Annotated in this window: 5 protein-coding genes and 13 pseudogenes; 1 reads left to right on the top strand and 17 read right to left on the bottom strand. The window is 73.7% G+C overall.

Annotated features, from left to right (window positions below):
* Nucleotides 1–44: 44 nt before the first annotated feature.
* Together FF86_RS06165 and FF86_RS61920 are read right to left on the bottom strand one after the other, a co-directional pair.
* Nucleotides 45–662: pseudogene (locus tag FF86_RS06165) on the bottom strand (transporter substrate-binding domain-containing protein); the annotation flags it as partial.
* 1 nt (nucleotide 663) lies between these two features.
* Nucleotides 664–845, bottom strand: a pseudogene (locus FF86_RS61920) (ABC transporter substrate-binding protein); the annotation flags it as partial.
* Between the two features lie 2,343 nt (nucleotides 846–3,188).
* Between FF86_RS61920 and FF86_RS06155 the strand changes: the two are divergent.
* A complete protein-coding gene (locus FF86_RS06155) occupies nucleotides 3,189–3,848 on the top strand; it encodes an HD domain-containing protein (protein ID WP_082121718.1) in 660 nt (219 codons plus the stop codon).
* A gap of 1,558 nt (nucleotides 3,849–5,406) precedes the next feature.
* Here the strand turns inward: FF86_RS06155 and FF86_RS41620 are convergent.
* From FF86_RS41620 to FF86_RS06095, 15 genes and pseudogenes are all read right to left on the bottom strand, one after another.
* A pseudogene (locus FF86_RS41620) lies at nucleotides 5,407–5,605 on the bottom strand (alpha/beta hydrolase); the annotation flags it as partial.
* Nucleotide 5,606: 1 nt separating this feature from the next.
* Nucleotides 5,607–5,694: pseudogene (locus FF86_RS41615) on the bottom strand (alpha/beta hydrolase); the annotation flags it as partial.
* Nucleotides 5,695–6,824: 1,130 nt separating this feature from the next.
* Nucleotides 6,825–6,976 (bottom strand): annotated as a pseudogene (locus tag FF86_RS41605) (Fe-Mn family superoxide dismutase); the annotation flags it as partial.
* A gap of 1 nt (nucleotide 6,977) precedes the next feature.
* A pseudogene (locus FF86_RS41600) lies at nucleotides 6,978–7,165 on the bottom strand (Fe-Mn family superoxide dismutase); the annotation flags it as partial.
* Between the two features lies 1 nt (nucleotide 7,166).
* A pseudogene (locus tag FF86_RS41595) lies at nucleotides 7,167–7,285 on the bottom strand (superoxide dismutase); the annotation flags it as partial.
* Nucleotides 7,286–7,326: 41 nt separating this feature from the next.
* Nucleotides 7,327–7,436, bottom strand: a pseudogene (locus FF86_RS41585) (superoxide dismutase); the annotation flags it as partial.
* Between the two features lie 828 nt (nucleotides 7,437–8,264).
* A pseudogene (locus FF86_RS41580) lies at nucleotides 8,265–8,452 on the bottom strand (ferritin-like domain-containing protein); the annotation flags it as partial.
* A gap of 1 nt (nucleotide 8,453) precedes the next feature.
* Nucleotides 8,454–8,655: pseudogene (locus tag FF86_RS41575) on the bottom strand (ferritin-like domain-containing protein); the annotation flags it as partial.
* Nucleotide 8,656: 1 nt separating this feature from the next.
* A pseudogene (locus FF86_RS41570) lies at nucleotides 8,657–8,747 on the bottom strand (bacterioferritin); the annotation flags it as partial.
* A 402-nt stretch (nucleotides 8,748–9,149) separates the two neighbouring features.
* Entirely contained in the window at nucleotides 9,150–9,581 is a 432-nt protein-coding gene (locus FF86_RS06130) for a response regulator (protein WP_044884069.1), read from the bottom strand.
* A gap of 1,806 nt (nucleotides 9,582–11,387) precedes the next feature.
* Entirely contained in the window at nucleotides 11,388–12,194 is an 807-nt protein-coding gene (locus FF86_RS41565; RefSeq protein ID WP_242418283.1) for a CoA transferase, read from the bottom strand.
* A 979-nt stretch (nucleotides 12,195–13,173) separates the two neighbouring features.
* Nucleotides 13,174–13,857, bottom strand: coding sequence for an AIM24 family protein (locus tag FF86_RS06115; protein ID WP_044884070.1), 684 nt, complete (start codon nucleotides 13,855–13,857; stop codon nucleotides 13,174–13,176).
* Between the two features lie 744 nt (nucleotides 13,858–14,601).
* Nucleotides 14,602–15,255 carry a DUF5134 domain-containing protein gene (locus tag FF86_RS06105; protein ID WP_199865341.1) on the bottom strand — a complete coding sequence of 218 codons (654 nt, stop codon included), beginning with the start codon at nucleotides 15,253–15,255 and terminating at the stop codon, nucleotides 14,602–14,604.
* A 63-nt stretch (nucleotides 15,256–15,318) separates the two neighbouring features.
* Nucleotides 15,319–15,548: pseudogene (locus tag FF86_RS65420) on the bottom strand (hypothetical protein); the annotation flags it as partial.
* Nucleotides 15,549–15,670: 122 nt separating this feature from the next.
* Nucleotides 15,671–17,001, bottom strand: a pseudogene (locus FF86_RS06095) (aldehyde dehydrogenase family protein); the annotation flags it as partial.
* Nucleotide 17,002 lies beyond the last annotated feature (1 nt).

Raw genomic sequence — 17,002 nt, 5'->3', positions numbered from 1 at the left:
GCCCGCCCGGCCGATCCGGCTGCCCGGTCTGGCGCCCGTCGGACTCAGGAGGTGTCGGCGCCGACCAGCGGCGGGCGGCCGGGGACGCGCAGCCCGGGCCGCAGCCACTCGTCGTACAGCCGCGACCAGGTGCCGTCGAGCATGATCTGGCGCAGCACCCCGTTGACGAACGCCACGAACCCGTCGTCCCCCGCGGTGTCACCGGTGATCGGCATCGCGATGCCGTAGGGCTCGTCGAGTCGCCCGCCGGCGGCGAACGCCGCCCCGAACGCCTGCGGGCCGAGCACCGTCGTGTAGGGATCCTGGGCGGCGAGCCCGGCGAGCAGGACGTCGTCACCGACGATCGCGTCGACGTCGCCGTGCTGGAGGGCGACCAGGCAGTCGGCGATGCGGGAACGGGTCACCACCCGCGGGGCGGGCGCCGGCAGCCGCGCGAGCTTCTCGCTGGCCGTGCTGCCCGCCGACGTGCACACCGGCCGGCCGGTGAGGTCCGCGATGTCGGTGAAGCCCGCCTCCTGGCGGACCAGCAACCGCAGCGTCGATTCGTAGTAGACGCTGGAGAACCGGACCTGCCGTTTGCGCTCGCAGGTGATGGTCATCGTCGCGACGAGCATGTCGACCATGTTGGAACGCAGCAGGTCCTCCCGTTCCGACGTGGTGACNGCCCGGAACTGGATGTGGTCGTCGACGTCGCCCGGTCCGAAGATCGCCGCGGCGACGGCGCGGGCGATGCCGACGTCGAACCCCTCCAGCCGCAGGGTGCGCCAGTTCATCAGCCCCGCGGGCGGTGCGTCGGTGACGATGCCGACCCGCAGGTAGCCCCGGTTCTGGGCGATCGCGCGCATCCGGCTGCCGGCCGGCATGCGCCCCGGTGCCGGCAGCGGGTCCAGCGGCGGCTGCGTCGAGCGCACCGGCCGGCCGTCCTGGCGGCAGGTGCCGTCCGGATTGACCGCCCCGGCCGGCGCCGACGTCGGCTCGACCGGCGGCGCCGGGGAACGCGGCAGTGGGCCGGCCTCGATCGGCAGCGGGCTGCGCGCCGTGCTGCAGCCGGCACCGCCCAGCAGGGCCAGGCAGCAGGCGAGCCCCGCGGCGACCAGCCGGACGCGGTCGCGGGGGCTCACAGGAACTCCCGCAGTCGCGGCCACATGCCGGCCGCGGCGGCGACGATGGCGGCGAGCACGAGGGCCGGGCCGGCCAGCCGCAGGGCCCGCAGGGCGTCGGCGGCCCGGCGCACGTCGCCCTCGAACCGACCGCGGGCGGTGTCGACGGCCACGTCCAGCTTGCCGAGAAAGCGGGTGAACGCGGCCGTGTCCGGCCCGAGCGTGCGGGTGACGGCCTCGCCGAACGTGTCGGACGAGCGCGGATCCCCACCGGCGGAGCCGGCGTCCCCGGGTCCGTGGGCGGCGGCCACGACCGAGTCGGGCGAGGAGGCCAGCAGCTTCACCACGGAGTCGCGCACCCGCAGCCAGGAACGCAGGTCCGCCTCCAGCCCGGGTGGCAGGTCCGCACCCTGATGGCTGTCGAGAGCCACGACGAGGGATCCGCGGCGGGTGACCGGTTCGGGCGGCAGCCGGTCGCCGGCCGAGTCGAAGCCCAACCCCCGGGTCACCCAGGCGAAGTGCTCGTCGAAGCGGACGCCGTTACCCAACGCGGTCAGCGACAGGTTCTCGTCGACCCGGGCCTCCAGCGCGAGGGTCTTCGACCGCGCGAGCAGCGTCATCTGCCGATAGCCGGCATCGCGCGCGGTGTCCAGGCGGGTCTGCTGGGTGCCGAACGCCACCGCCGTCCACACGACCGCCGTCAGCACCGCGCCGGTCGCGACCACCAGGCCCGGGTTGATCAACCGATTCGTCCGGCGCACCAGCAGCAACTGCACACCGACCAGCGAGCCCAGCGCGAAGCCGGCGGTGATCACGATGGCCCATTCCCCCTGCGAACCGGTGNCCCGCTGGTAGGCGAGGTCGACGGCGTCGGCGTAGCGGGCGACGAGGACCTCGGTCGAGGGGAGGATCTCGGTGCGCATCATCGTCGAGGCGGCCCGCAGATTGGCCTCGCCCACGGACAGGCCCGCGCGGTTGTTCGCCCGGGCCCGCTCCACCATCCCGTTGTAGACGGGGATGCCCTGGGCCAGCAGGTCCAGAGGGCACGCCACGGACGCCACGCCCCCCGACGAACCGCCCGGCGTGCCCCCGGCTCCCCCGGCTCCCCCGGCGCCGAGGCCGCCCGCCCCGCCCGCCGGACGCACACCACCGGACGCATCCGCACCCCCCGGGGCGGACCAGGGTGGTTCCATCCCGCCGGCCTGATCCGAACCGTCGACCAGCCCGTCCGGGGCGGTCGTAAGGTCATCGTCGTCGCTGCCGTCGCCTTCTCCCGCCGCGGCGACCGGATCGGGAGCGGCCGCAGCGGGGACGGGGGGGCCGAGTCGGGGATCCGGAGCCGTGGCGCACAGCCTCGGGTCGAGGCGGCGCAGGTCGNGGACGTCGCGGGCCGCCTCGGCCACGCTTGCCTCGAAGGGCTGACCGGCCTTGATCCCGTCGTAGCGGGCCCGCAGCTCCGCCGCCGGCTCACCCTTGTCAACCAGCAGTTCGACAGGGGCGAACAACTCGGCGGCTGCGGCGGCGTCCGCCTGGGACAGCGCGGCACGCAGCTCCTGGGCCGTGGCCAGCGCTCGCCCCTGCCGGGTGACCAGATCGTCGGTGGCGTCGAGACGGTGGGCGACGACACCGCGCAGGGTCAGCCCGAACAGGGCCAGGGCGACGACGAGCACGCCGAGCAGCCCGACCAGCCGGACGCCGGCATCGCAGCGCGCGGCGACGGTACGCGCCAGCCGCGCGGCCCGGCGGAACCAGCCGGGGCCGGGCGGGACCGGCGCCCCGCAAGCCCCACCCTCGCGCCCTCGCCGGACACCCCCGCGGCGCCCGGAATCCGGCCCCCCGCTGGGAGCAGGCGGCGGCGACGCTACAACCGTCACGGTCACCGAGCGTATATGTATCCCACGGATCCCGTTACCTCGCGCGGTGATTTCACCCGACCCGAGCCGGCGAGGCGCCATGCCCGGCCGCCCGTCCCGCCCGTCCCGTCCGTCTGGGAGGATCGGGTCGAGCCCGTGACCCCCGATCGGGCGGCGCCGCGACGGGCGGCGGCCATGGCGGGGCACCGGGAGAGGAGCAGGCAGCGACGTGTCGATGATCCCATCCCCCTCCCGCGACGAGCCCGCGGGTCCGGTGGGACGGCCGGTCGAGCCGCCCCCGGGAATCACCGACGCGCGCCTCGCCCGGCAGATCGCCTTCCTGCTGGAGATCGACCAGCTCAAGTCGGTGCTGCGGCAGAGCCACCTGATCGACCGGTCCCGCCGGGAGAACGACGCCGAGCACTCCTGGCATCTGGCGATGCTCGCCGTCGTCCTCGGCGAGTACGCGGCGGCGGAGGTCGACCAGGCGCGCGTCGTGCGGATGCTGCTGATCCACGATCTGGTGGAGGTCTACGCGGGCGACACGTTCCTGTACGACACACAGGCCGCGGCCGGCCAGGCCGAACGCGAGCGGGCCGCCGCCGATCGGCTGTTCCCGCAGCTTCCTGGTGACCAGGCGGACGAGCTGCGGGCGCTGTGGGAGGAGTTCGAGGCACGGCGCACCCCCGACGCCCGGTTCGCCCGGGCGCTCGACCGGGTGCAGCCGCTGCTACTGAACTTCTACACCGGCGGGAGCACCTGGCGTCCGCACGGGGTGACCAGGGCGGACGTGCTGAACCACCAGAAGACGATCGAGGACGGATCCCCGGCGCTGTGGGAGTACGTCCGCGTCATGATCGACGAGGCGGTGCGCCGCGGGTACCTGCGCGCCTGACGGCCCACCCGGGCCACGGCGGGGCCGCCCGCTCGGAGGCGGCCATGCGAAGGCGGCCATGCGAAGGCGGCCGTTTGAAGGCAGCCGTCAGGACAGCCCGCAGTGCTGCTGCGAGGTGTACTCGCGCAGCGCGGTCGCGACGGCGGGCAGGACCGGCACCAGGCAGAACACCGGATTGCGCCAGAGCTGGCGGTACTCGCTGCCGCCCGCGTCGGTGTCGGATTCGAGCGCGTCGCTGTGGGCGTGGGCGACGGCGGCGGGTGCCGCCTGGCCCAGCACGCCCGCGAGCCACGACCGGTCGGCCATGATCCTCNCCGCGGCGACGGCGAGCCCGGGGTCGACGGAGTCGCGGACCACCAGGCCGTTGGGAGCGCCGATCGTCGCCGTCGGCTGGTTCACCCCGCTGTAGGTGCCGGCGGCGATCGTCCGGTCGGCGAAGATGCCCGGCGCGCCGTCGCGGCCGACGAATCCGGCGCCGGCGACCCGCCCGTAGTACCGGTCCCAGTGCGTGCCGAAACCCTCCCGATACTGGTCGATCGGGAGGAGCTGCAGGTCGCTGGCGGCGCCGCCGAGCCGGCGGATCCGTTCGTCGAGGATCCCCGACGGCGCCGCCACCCACACCACCGCCCGCACCGGGTCCGTGGACGATGCCGGATCGGTCAGCGAATCCATCGCCTCACCGAGCGTCTGGTAGACGACGTGGGGCAGCGGCAGCGCCGGCGGCGTGAGCGCGCACACGTTGTCGAACAGCACGTCGTTCATCTGCAGGGAGCCGGACAGCTCCAGGCCGCCGNAGACGGTCTTGCCGCACAGGTCGCGCAGGCTCGACACCTCGCCGCGGCGAACGATGACGTGCACGAGGTCGAAGTAGGCGGGTCCGAGCGTGCGCAGCCGGTTGACCTGGTTCAGGGTGCCGCGGCGGAACCGGGCCNCACTCTGGTAGTCGAACTGGTAGATACCGAAGGTGGCGTCCACGGCGACGTTGAGCTGGGTCAGCGCGAGGGAGCACGGCGCAGCCCCGTCGCCCTGGAGCCGGTAGAGGTTGTCGGCGCTGCCGTCGGTGGCGACCGGGTCGACGGTCAGCCCCCAGCCGGGATGGCGCCGGACGAGCTCGCGGCCCAGCTCCTGGGCGACGACCCAGTACGGGGAGTTCGCCTGCCCGGTGTAGATCTTCACCTTGCGACAGCGCGTCCCCGGATCGTGGGAGCTCCCGCGCCCCGGTACGAGCAGGACGATGAGCAGCGACGCTCCGAGCAGGCCGACCGCCACGAGGGCGGCCGACCGCGACCGCTGCCGTGGCCGTGGCGGCGACGATGACGACACCCCGCTACCCCCGCCTCTCCCCGATCCCCGGCCCCCACCGCGACGACCGCCGCGGCGCAGGCGGGCCGATGTGCGCTCAGTATGCCCGACATATGCAGGCACCTTCACGCTGGGAGACCGGCCAGCGTCACCGCGTCGGCGCGACCGGCATGCTCACCGGACCGCCCCGCACGGGGGCGCGGAGCGGGGGCGCGGGATGGGAGCCGGCGGTGGGGAGCCGGGAGTGGGAACGGGCTCAGGCGTCCAGCAGGGACTCCAGGAACAGCACGGTGCGCGCCGCGACGCTGCGCCGTCCCGATCCGGTGAGCACGTCGTGACCGCCGAGGACCACGTCGAGTTCGGCGCGCGGCGCGGTCCGGGTCGTCATCCGCACCAGGGGCAGCGGGCTGATCTCGTCGTCGGCGCCGTGCAGCAGCAGGATCGGCAGGTCGGGCNGGGCCCGCGGCGAGGGCTCCTCGACGGGCAGGCCGGCCACGGGCAGGTGCAGCAGCGGCAGGCCGAGCAGAACCAGGCCATCGGGACGNACGGCGGGCGAGCCGACCATCGCCAGCGCCGCCAGCGCGCCGGTGTCGGAGCCGAGCAACACGAACGGCGTGCCCGGGACCCGTCCCTCGACCAGGGCGGACACCCGGTTACCGCCGTCGGGGACGACCGTGAGCAGGTAGCCGTCGAGCGCCAGTCGGTCGGCGAGCGCGTCGAAGATCGCCGGGTCCTCCCCGCGGCCGGGCAGGGCAGCGATCGTGGCCCGGATGTCCCGGCGGGCGACGGTGGCGCGGGCGCGGGCGGGCGGCCGCACGGGCGTTGCCGTCGCGACGGGGCTGCGCGGGGCGGGGGTCGCGGTGGAAGCGACGAGCGGGCGCACGGAGCGTGGCGCCGCGACGGCGGGATACGTGCCCGCCTGCCGATCGGCGAGGGACAGAGGCTGGAACGGCGACATCATCGGCGCCTGGTCTCCTTTGGAGGAAACGGATCGCCGCGGCCTGATGGACCGGGCGTGCCGCGGACGCGGCGGGAGCAGGTCGTGCGTCGGGTAGCCGGTGGGCGGGTCACGGCCGGTCGGGCGGGTCGCGCGAGTGGGCGTCCGGGCGGTGGACTGACCCCCGCCTGTCCCAACGCCGAACGCGACGGCGCCGGTTCCCGGGACACGACCAGCTCACCGGCCGAAGGACGAAGCGGCGCCGGCACGCCAGAGGAGCGCGGCCGCGGGGGAAGGCGGGTAGGTCTCTCGGCGGTGGCCCGCCCTCGTCCGACGGATGAGGGTTCGGCGACGGGCCGAAGGTCGGGCGAGGGCTCCCGGCGGATCAGCTCAGCGACAGCGCCATGAGGAGGATGACGGCGACGGGGAGACCTCGTGCCCGAGTCGAACGGACTGACGTGCGTCCACAGACATGCCTACTACCCTTGGTAGTCGTACCGCCATCCGTCAACTGGTTCTTGCTGTGCCCTACATCACTTCCGCGGATCACGAGGCGGCGGAGCGCGCAACGACGGCAAGGGCACCACCCGAGCGGGTGATGCCCTTGCCGTGACTCGCCCACGACGCCGCGACGGGGCTCACCCCCGCCGCGCGCCTCGGCCCGCGTCCCCACCAGCCCGGGCCCGGCGGACCGGACTCGGGCGGGCGTGGACCCCGGGCGGTGCGTGGTGCTGCGATCAGGCGGCCGCCGCGGCCTTCGCCTTCGCGAAGCGCTCGGCGACGTCGGCCCAGTTGACGATGTTCCACAGGGCCGCCGCGTAGTCCGCCTTGACGTTCTTGTACTGCAGGTACCAGGCGTGCTCCCACGCGTCGAACACCAGCAGCGGGGNGTTGCCGACACCGATGTTGCTCTGGTGGTCATACACCTGCTCGATGAGCAGCCGCTGGCCGGTGGCGTCGTAGGCCAGCACCCCCCAGCCGGAGCCCTGCACCGTCGTGGTCGCCGCGTTGAGCTGCGCCTTGAAGGCGTCGAAGGACCCGAAGTCGGCGGTGATGGCCTCGCCGAGCACGCCGTCCGNCTTGTCGCCGCCGTCCGGAGAGAGGTTCTCCCAGTAGATCGAGTGGAGAATGTGCCCGGAGAGGTTGAACGCGAGCGTCTTCTCCAGGCCGACGATGGCGCCGAAGTCGCCCTTGTCGCNCGCCTCCGCGATCTTCTCAAGGGTGTCGTTCGCACCCTTNACGTAGGTCGCGTGGTGCTTGTCGTGGTGCAGCTCGACTATCTGTCCGATGATGGACGGTTCCAGTGCACCATAGTCGTACTTCAGGTCGGGCAGCGTGTACGTCGCCACTAGAGCACGATCCTTTCCATTCGCAAGGGATTTTTCGGGGGCACCCCCGCGGGGGCTCCCGACGGTTCAGGTGGGCGGTTCCGGCGACGTCGGCGGCCACCGGCCGGGCAGCCGGGGTCGGCGGGGCCTGGCGATGCCCATCGACCCTCTCCTCCTCCGGCGAGCCGCCGAGACGGCACCCTGTGGACGTCGACGTCAGGTGCTGCGAACGCCCGCCTGGACACTATCGCCAGAAGGATCGGTCCTGCATAGCGAGACCGGACACCGCCACACGGGAAGGATCACCCATAGCTCCGACCAATAACAGCCGGTGACGGCAACGAGGAGGAGGGCGGGATTCGGTGACCCACCGAACAGTCGAGCGCGCCGGCCGGGGTGCCACCCCGTACGAACGTCCCGCGCATTCTCGGTGCCGCCCGTCCGGCCCCGCCCGCACGTGCGCGGCTCGGCCGGACGGGACGCGATAAGGAGCCGCCGGGCCGCCCCCCGGACTCCCCAGCCAACCGGCTCGGCGTCGTGAGCCCTCAGCGCCGACACCNGCCCTGCCGGCATCCTCGGCGCCGCGCCCTCGCACGCCTTCCCGGCCTCGCACGCCTTGCCGGCCTCGCACGCCTTGCCGGCCTCGCACGCCTTGCCGGCCTCGCACGCCTTGCCGGCCTCGCACGCCTTGCCGGCCTCGCACGCCTTGCCGGCCTCGCACGCCTTGCCGGCCTCGCACGCCTTGCCGGCCGCCGCGCCGCGGTGCCCGGGCGACGGCGACGCCCCCGCATGCCCGGGCGTGGCGGGGCGCCGCGTTCGGCACCGCGGGCGGGGTGACCCGCGGGAGTGTCAGTCGTCCTCGTGGATCTGCTGGCTGAGGTAGTTGGCCGCGCCAAGCTGGGAGATCAGCTCGAGCTGGGCGTCGAGCCAGTCGATGTGCTCCTCCTCGGAGACGAGGATCTGCTCCAGCAGGACCGCCGAGCCGATGTCGCCGCGCTCGCGGCTCAGCGCGATGCCGCCACGCAGCACGTCGACGGNCTCGAATTCACCGGACCGGTCGATCTCGAGCTGCTCGGGGACCGTCTCGCCGATGCGCAGCGTATGCAGCCGCTGCAGGTTCGGCAGACCGCCGAGGTAGAGGACACGCTCGATGAGCTGGTCGGCGTGCTTCATCTCGTCGATGGACTCGTGGTAGTAGTGCTCCGCAATCCGCCGATAGCCCCAGTTGCGCTGCATCCGGNTGTGCAGGAAATACTGGTTGATGGTTGTGAGCTCGTTCGTCAGCACACTGTTGAGCAGTTCTATGATTTCCGTGTCGCCACGCGTCGCCATCGGTTCCACACCTTTCCGTCGGCTGTTTCCAGCCGGACGTCCCACACCGCGCCGGGGCAGGGCGGGGCGGCTGCTCCGGTCACCCCGGCGGCCCGCGACCGGACACCGACCATCTGCGACNACGGGGACACAGATCGACCGGACCGGGCAGGCTTACGAACCTCGAGGCACCAGCAAATCACAAGGATGCGTAATTCGCAGCGAGCCGACACTCCCGACCCGTCACAACGATCGGAACATCGATACAGGTAAGGCTGCCCGAAGTTAGGAGAAGCTACCCGTAGGTGGTGCGCACGGCGGGGACGATCCACCGCAATCACAGCCGGGTTCACCGCNGGGCGACCTCCGGGAATCGGCCTGCGATGCCCCGCCGCGCCCACCAATACGGAGGATGGGACGAGCTCAGCTTCCGGGCAGACGGACCAGGCCGAGATAGAAGTCGTCGATCCGGTGGAGGGCCAGGATGAAGGCGTCGAAGTCGACGGGCTTGGTGACGTACGCGTTCGCGTGCAGGCTGTAGCTGCGCAGCACGTCGGTCGGGGCGTCCGAGGTCGTCAGGACGACCACCGGGATGGTCAGCAGGGCCGGATCCTCCTTGACCGACATGAGGACCTCCCGGCCGTCCATCCGGGGCATGTTGAGGTCGAGCAGGATCAGGTCCGGCCGGGGCGCCGCGGCATCGCGCAGGAAGCGCATCGCCTCGACGCCGTCGGCGGCCACGTGCAGCTCGTGGTCGAACCCCCGGTCCGTCAGCGCCTCGGTGACCATGAGCGTGTCACCGGGGTCGTCCTCGACGAGCAGGATCCGGAACGAACGAACGGCGGTGGCGGGCACTGGTTCGCCTCTCCTGGCAGTCGTCGGCCCGGGTGAACCGGCGCGGGGTCGGCGCTCACGCGCATTCGCCCACGATATCGCCGGGTGCCCGGTTCGACCGGTCCTGTCCGCGGGCCATAGCCGGGCTGGCCCGGGCGGGCGGCGGGCCACCCGTCTCCGCAGGTCACGCGGTGTAACAATCCCGCCACGACCTCCGCCGCGCGGAGGGGGCTGGTTCGCGCGGCGGGTGCCTGCCCGGCCGCCACCCCGCCAGCTCGGGCCGGTCGGGAGGAGCCGCGTTCGATGTCCACGGGCCAGCGCGCCACCGCCGTCCTGTTGCTGGTCTGCGCGGTGTGCGGCGCGGTCGGCCTCACCGAGCTGCGCCATACGCTCGACTACCCCGAGGTGCTCAGCGCACCTCCGGCCGACACCCTCGCGGTGGTGCGAGAGCACTGGCTGGCGATCGGCGTCGGTGTCGTGCTTGCCGGCGTCGCCGCGGGTCTGCTGCTGCCGATCACCGTGGGAATCGTCCGTCTGCTGCCGCGCGGCCCGCATCGCCCCCTGCTGACCGTGCTGGGGGCGGCGGCCGGCGGCGCGCACCTCACCGGCCTGCTGTTCTGGCTGATCACGGTGCCGGCGCTGGCCCGGCGCGCGGCGATCCCCGCCCAGGCGGACCATGCGTCCGCCGTCTTCGACACCGCACGCACCCTGTTCGGGGTGATGATCGGTGAGGTCCTCGCCTGCCTGCTGACGGCGAGCTGGACGGTCGTCCTGCTGACGCGCGCGGCGCGGNCCGGCATGATCCGGCGGCCGGCTGCCCGACCCGCGTTGCCGAGAGTCGCCGCCATCGCTCTCACGGGCTGGGGCGGCCTCGCCGCGGGGGGTGTGCTCGGCGGGGTCCTGCTGCCGTTCGGGGTGGATGCCGCGGTCACCGGGCGCGTCGTCGGGGAGTTTCTGTGGTACCTGTGGCTCGTCGGGCTGGCGGTCGCCGTCGGGCATCTCGATCCCGGGTTGCTCGCGGCGGACCCGACCGCGGTGGCAGCGGCCGGCGGCCCCGCGTCGCCCACCGAACGGAGGGGTGACGACGGGGCCCATCCGGGCGGGGGCGTCTCGGGCCTGCCCGTCGGCAGCGTGCCCGCCCGAGCCGCCCACTACCCCGAAGGTGTCCCCTCGCCCCCGATTGCCCTCCCCGCCGGGGGCCCGACCCCCGCCGCGGCCGTCGCCGGGCACGACACTCGACTTTGCGAGCCGAGGTCGGCCGGCGACGCCTTCTTCGACGCGGCCACCGAGATCTCCTGGGAGGACCCGCCCGCCGTCGACGGCGACGGAGTCCGCCTGGACCAGGCGGACGATGGGGGCACCCATCGGGAGGATCCCGGCGGCTCCGGCCCGGCTGATCGCGCGCACGCCGGCGACATCGTCGACCCCGACCGCCGACCGCTGCGCGCCGCCACCCAGCCGGCGGGTCGGCTGCTCGGCGACGACGCACCCACCGACCCGGCGGTCGACGTGCCCGCCGGCGAGCACCCCGACCGGGCCACCCGATCAACACCGCAGGATCGCCGGACCCGAACGGGCGAGAAGGGCGGGTCCGGCGAGGCGGGCGAGGCGGGCGAGACGGGCGAGACGGGCGAGACGGGTGGGACGGGCGAGACGGGCGTGGCGGCCCGAGAGGCCACAGGATCGAGAGGCCCCCGAGAGGCCACAGGATGAGGCGTCTTGTCGGCGCGACCGGTCAGGGTGCGTGCCCGCGTTCGGCCGCCAGCGTGGCAGGGCCGCGAGAGGGCTGGACGACCGGGGCGGCGGCCGTGGCGAACCCCGTGGCCGTCACCCCAGGCACAGCGCGTCGACGACGGCGCGAGTGTCCGTCCCCGAGGCGGCGGCCCGCGCCCGGCCGGTCTCCCTCGCGCCGGTCCCCACCTGCGGGGGACGCGGTGGCAGGACCCGCTGTGTCCGTCCCGCCTGGTGCACGGTCCAGCCGTCCCGATCGCAACCGGTGACCGTCCACGGCACCGGCCCGGTCGGGTCCACCTCCCCGTCGGGCGGGTCCATCCCCTGGTCGGGCGGTGCGGCCACCCAGGCGGCCACGTCCCGCATCGCGACGTCGAGCAGATGGCCACCGCCGCCGAGCACGGAGGCGGCCGCGGCCAGCGCGGCGAACAGGCCGGTGAGCGGGTCGGCGATGGCGTCGCCGCAGAACACCGGGCTCGCGGTGTCGCCGCCGGAGCGGTCCCACGCGACGAGACCACCCGCCACCGCGGCATCGTCGCCGAACGCGACGGGGTCGGGGCCCGGATGGGCGCCGGCGTAGGCCCGCCCGTAGCCGGTGATGCTCACCCAGGTGCGCCCCGGTCGGGCGGCGACGAGCTCCGCGGCGTCGAGCCCGAGCTGGGCCAGGGCACGCGGCCGCGACGACTCGATGACGACGTCGGCGCGCTCCACCAGGCGACGCAGCATGGCCCGACCGCCCGGGGTCGTGAAGTCCAGGGCCACGCTTTCGTGACCGGCGTGCAGCCAGTCGTAGAACTCCGGGTCGCCGCGGCGTGCCCCGTCTGGTCTATGCACGCTTTCGACCTTCACCACCCGCATCCCGGCCTCGCCGAGCAGGTGCGCGCACAGCGGACCCGCCCACATGGCGGACAGGTCGATGACCAGCGGTGGTTCGGCGCCGACGCCTGCCGCGGCCCCGATCAGGGACGATGTCGGCGCAGACGACGTAGCCCGGGTGGCCCGAGTCCGCCGGGAAACCCCCGTCGGCCGGGAATCCCGTGTCGACCGGGAAACCCCCGTCGGTCGGGAAACCCGTATCGGCAGGGTCCGAACCGGCCTGGGCCGGCGGGGGCCGTCCAGCTCACCGGCCGGGATGGCGAGCAGCCGTGCGATGTCGACCACGTCCGCGGCCGGCCGGGCGGCCACCGCCGCGCTCAGTGCCGTCCACGCCTGCTCGACGGGATGCAGGCACGGGTCGGCCGACACGAGTCCGATCTGATCCCCGAGCGCACCGACAAGGGCGTCCACGGCGTCCACGTCGTGCGGCCGCGCGAGGTTCACGGCGATCCAGCCGTCCGCGGCCGGCAGCAGGCGGCAGCTCCCGTTCGCCGACCAGGTGCCGCGGCGGTGCAGCCCCAGCAGCGCGGCCCGGCCGCCCAACAGCGTGGCCACATCGGGCCGGACGGCCCGGCCGAGCTGCCGGGACAACTCCGTGAACAGCCGGGCCGCCGCCTCGGCGCGGCCGAGCACCGGCCCGTCGGGAACCAGCGGGGGCCGTCCGGGCGGCCCCGTGAGCCACATCAGCCCGCTGGCCGCCCAACCCAGCGCGGCGGGCAACCCGGCTGTCCCCCCGGCTCGGGCGGTGTTCGGCGCCGGCGNGTCGACGGCGACCGGCAATCCCTGGCCGGCGAGCATCGATCGCAGCTCGTCGAGCAGCACGCCGGGTGCGGATTCGACGAAGCCCGCCAGGCGAGTCCCCCGTCCGGGCCATCCGGCTCGTCCGGCCAGGGCGGCGCCCGCCGGAGGCGTTGCTGGCGACGACATCTCGGCTCCCTGCACAATCACGATTCCCTGCGCGCCGGTCCTACTCTGCGGTGCGTGCGCGGCGGTACAGGCAGGCGGGTCAGTGCCTCTCCTGGGTCGTGCCGGCCGCCGGAGTCTCGCCGCACTGGACGACGACGAAGCCCCCCCGACCGGAGTACTCGATCTGCGCGAGCTCCCCGGAGCTGCGACCCACGAGGTTGCCCATCTTGAAGGTGGACACGACCCGGGTGCGCACGCCCGCGGTCCAGGCGACGGCCGCGTCCCGGTCGACGCACACCGGTTCGTCCGTCGGAAGTACCAGCGGGGAACCCAGGCAGAGCACGGCCACTCCGCCGGTGCCCGAGACCTCGGTGTTGAACACCCCGCCGGCGATCATCGCACCGAGGCCGCCCGAGGTCGTGGTCACCTTGTAACGCACCCCGGACTCGAGCGCGAGCAGGCTGCGGCCGTTGACCGTCAGGCTGTCGTGGTCGAGAGTGAAGATCGAGATATGGCTGCCCGACTCGGCGAACCAGACGGTCCCGCGGCCGGTGACCTTCATCAGGTCCTGGCCCTCGCCGGTCACCGCCCGCCGCAGGAAGCCACCCACGCCCTGGCCCTTGTAGGCGAAGTCGAGCCGCCCCCGGTAGGCCACCATCGACCCCTGCTTGGCGTACGTCTGCCCACCGTCGAGGTGGACCCGCAGCATCCGGTCGCCCTCCTCGAGGGCGAACGGTGGGCCCGCGGGCTGGCCGTTCGCGAAGTGTCCCAGCGGGTGTGTCATGCCTCCATTGAACGCCCCGCCCCCCTCCGTTCGGGCGGTACGTCCCGATGCCGGACGCCTTTCCCTCCCCGGCTGGAGCGGCATCGGCTCGGCCGACGGGACCGTGCCCACCCCGCCCAGGGCCGGCTGCGGCGCCACACCTCACCGTTGACCGAGCCCAGACCGTGTGCAAGGCACCGCAACGAGCAATCCGCACCGGCAGCTGCCCACCGGCTCAGCACACGACGGCTCAGCACACGACGGCTCTACACACGACGGAATCAGTCGCGTCGGTGGTGTGCGCATCCCGGAACGAGGGGAGAAACGGGATATCAAGTTCCTTCGATGAAACGGTGTGCTATGCGAGCTCTGGGTGNGGTGGCCGCGTTCTGTACCGTCCTGCTCGTCGGGGCCGGGATCGTCGGCCGGGCGGCCGCCGCGGACGGTCGGTGGGGATACGTGGTGGTGGTCGTCCTCGCCGCGCTGGCGGCCGGACTCGCCGCCCGCCTGATCCCCGGCCGCCATCATGGTGCCGTCGAGCTGGACTGCCCGCGTTGCCGCGGCGAGGGGCAGGCCTTCTACGGCGTGGGGCGCGAGACCTACCGGCGCCGCTGCCGGGTCTGCCATGGTCGGGGCTCGGTGGGGCGTGGCCAGGCGGGTGCGACCCGTTGGCCAGTGCCGGAGACGGCCGGGGACCCGCCCACCCTGCCGATGGCGGAACCGGAGCTGAGCACGACCTCGGCGCGATGAGCGCGGACCTCGTCGTCAGACCAGCATGAGCAGCATCCCGCCGGCCATGATCAGCCGGGACGCGGCGGGGGTGATCGGGGCGGGGGCGGCGTCCCAGGCCGGCCGGGCCCGGCGCAGCAGCGGGCCGCCGACGGCCGCGACCGCGGCGACGGCGAAGACGACGGCGAACCAGCCGGACAGGTCACCGAGGTCACCGAGGTCGCCCACCGGCCACCGGCCCGCGCGGGCCATGCACGCCATCGCCAACGCCTCGACGACCAGCATCGAACAGCACGACCAGCGAGCCGGCTCGCAGCAGGCGGGGTTCGTCAGGACGAGGACGAGGAACACCCCGGCGAGGGCGAGATAGGTCAGGGCGAAGGCCCCCGAGGACGCCACTCCGGACGGGCCGACGAACATGACCGCCATACCCACCGCGACGATCGTGTGACCGATCTCCACCGGCACGAACGCGGCCGCCCGGCCCCGCAGCACCTGGCGGACGAACGCCGGGACGTGGTGCGCCCGGCCCTCGTCGGTGACGATCCGGGTGGCGTGGAACAACGCGACGATGCCCATCGCGACAGCGGCGACGAACGCCACGGCCGTCGGAAGTTGCTGCGAGGACAGCGCCGCGGGGTGATGGTGCGTCACCGCGGCGGGCGGCAGGTGGCGGACACCCGGCCGCATGCCCGGACGGTGCCCCGGCCCGCGACCCACCCGCTCCCCCTACGGGGCAGGCCGCCGGGCATCTCAGCCCACGCCCAGGGCGAGTTCCGCGTCGACGAGCTCGGTGATGCGGCCGGCGCGCGCCTCGTCGACGATGACCTGGAGCTGCTCGACGCTCATCTGGATCCGCTGCCCGAAGTCGTCCGTCAGCACGATGCGGCGCTCGGCGGACGCGGTGTGGTCGACGAACAGCTCCGGACAGCCGCAACTGCACTTTCCGCAGAAGGTCAGGACGTGGCGGGAGTTCTCGACTGNGGGCATGTCGACTCCTGGATCGGAGGAGGGAGCGATGGCGCCAGTTTAGAGATCCACAGATCCAGTTGTCCTTACGTTCATCAGGTTTCCGGCAGTTGTCGTTTTGTTCACTAACGTTTGCTCATGGACAGCCGCCGCGCGTGTCGGCGGGCGGATCGGCGCCGTCCGGGCCGGGCGCGCGGTCCGCGACGCCACCACCACCGCCCGACCCACCGCTCGACCCACCGCCCGCCGCGCGGCCCGCTGCCCGGGCCGTCGCCGCGAGACCCGAGGCGACACCACCGCCGCCCATGTGCGGATAGTCGTGCACGACCGGCGGGCACAGGTTCTCCTTGACCACTCGGGAGCTGACCCAGCGCAGGAGGTTCTGGGCGGAGCCGGCCTTGTCGTCGGTCCCCGACCGGCGCGCCCCGCCGAACGGCTGGCGTCCGATGACCGCCCCGGTCGGCTTGTCGTTGATGTAGAAGTTGCCGGCGGCGAAGCGCAGCGCGTCCTCGGCGCGGGCGATCGCGGCGCGGTCGGTGGCGACGACCGCGCCGGTCAGCGCGTAGGGGGACGTGCGGTCGACCAGGCGCAGGACGTCGTCCCAGGCGCCCGGCCGGGAGTCGTCGTAGACGTGGACCGACAGGATCGGGCCGAACAGCTCGCGGGTGAACCACTCCCGGCCCGGGTCGGTGCCGACGAGGATCGTCGGGCGCACGAACCAGCCGACCGCGTCATCGCACTGGGCGCCCGCGAGCACGGTGACGGTGGAGTCGCTGGCGGCGCGGGTGCAGGCGGCGGCGAGCCGGGCGTAGGCCCGGGCGTCGATGACGGCGCCGGTGAAGTGGTCGAAGTCGTTGACGTCGCCGACGGACAGGGCCTCGGTGGCCGCGGCGAGCTCGGCGTCCATCCGCCGCCACAGGCTCGCCGGGACGTACGCCCGCGACGCCGCCGAGCACTTCTGCCCGCTGTACTCGAACGCGCCGCGGACCAGCGCTGTGCGCAGCACGTCGACGTCGGCCGAGGGATGCGCGACGACGAAGTCCTTGCCCCCGGTCTCCCCGACGATCCGCGGGTAGGAACGGTAGCCGTCGAGGTTGTCCGCGACGGCCCGCCACAGCCGGGTGAACACGGCGACGGAGCCGGTGAAGTGCACGCCGGCGAGGTCGGGGTCGGAGAACACGACGTCGCTGACCGGCTCCCCCGAGCCGCCGACGAGGTTGATGACCCCGGGCGGCAGGCCGGCCGCCTCCAGCAGCCGCATGAGGAAGTGCGCGGCGAACGCCTGGGTCGGCGCCGGCTTCCAGACGACCGTGTTGCCCATCAGCGCGGGCGCGGTCGGCAGGTTCCCGGCGATGGCGGTGAAGTTGAACGGCGTGACCGCGTAGACGAATCCCTCCAGCGGACGCAGGTCGAGCCGGTTCCACTCGCCGGCGGCACTGCGCGGCTGGGCGTCGTGCAGCTCGGCGGN

Origin of the sequence: Frankia sp. CpI1-P (assembly GCF_001421075.1) — a bacterium.
Taxonomy (GTDB): Bacteria; Actinomycetota; Actinomycetes; order Frankiales; family Frankiaceae; genus Frankia; species Frankia torreyi.
The sequence above is the reverse complement of the archived record's forward strand: the minus strand, read 5'-3'. Positions and strand labels throughout refer to the sequence as shown.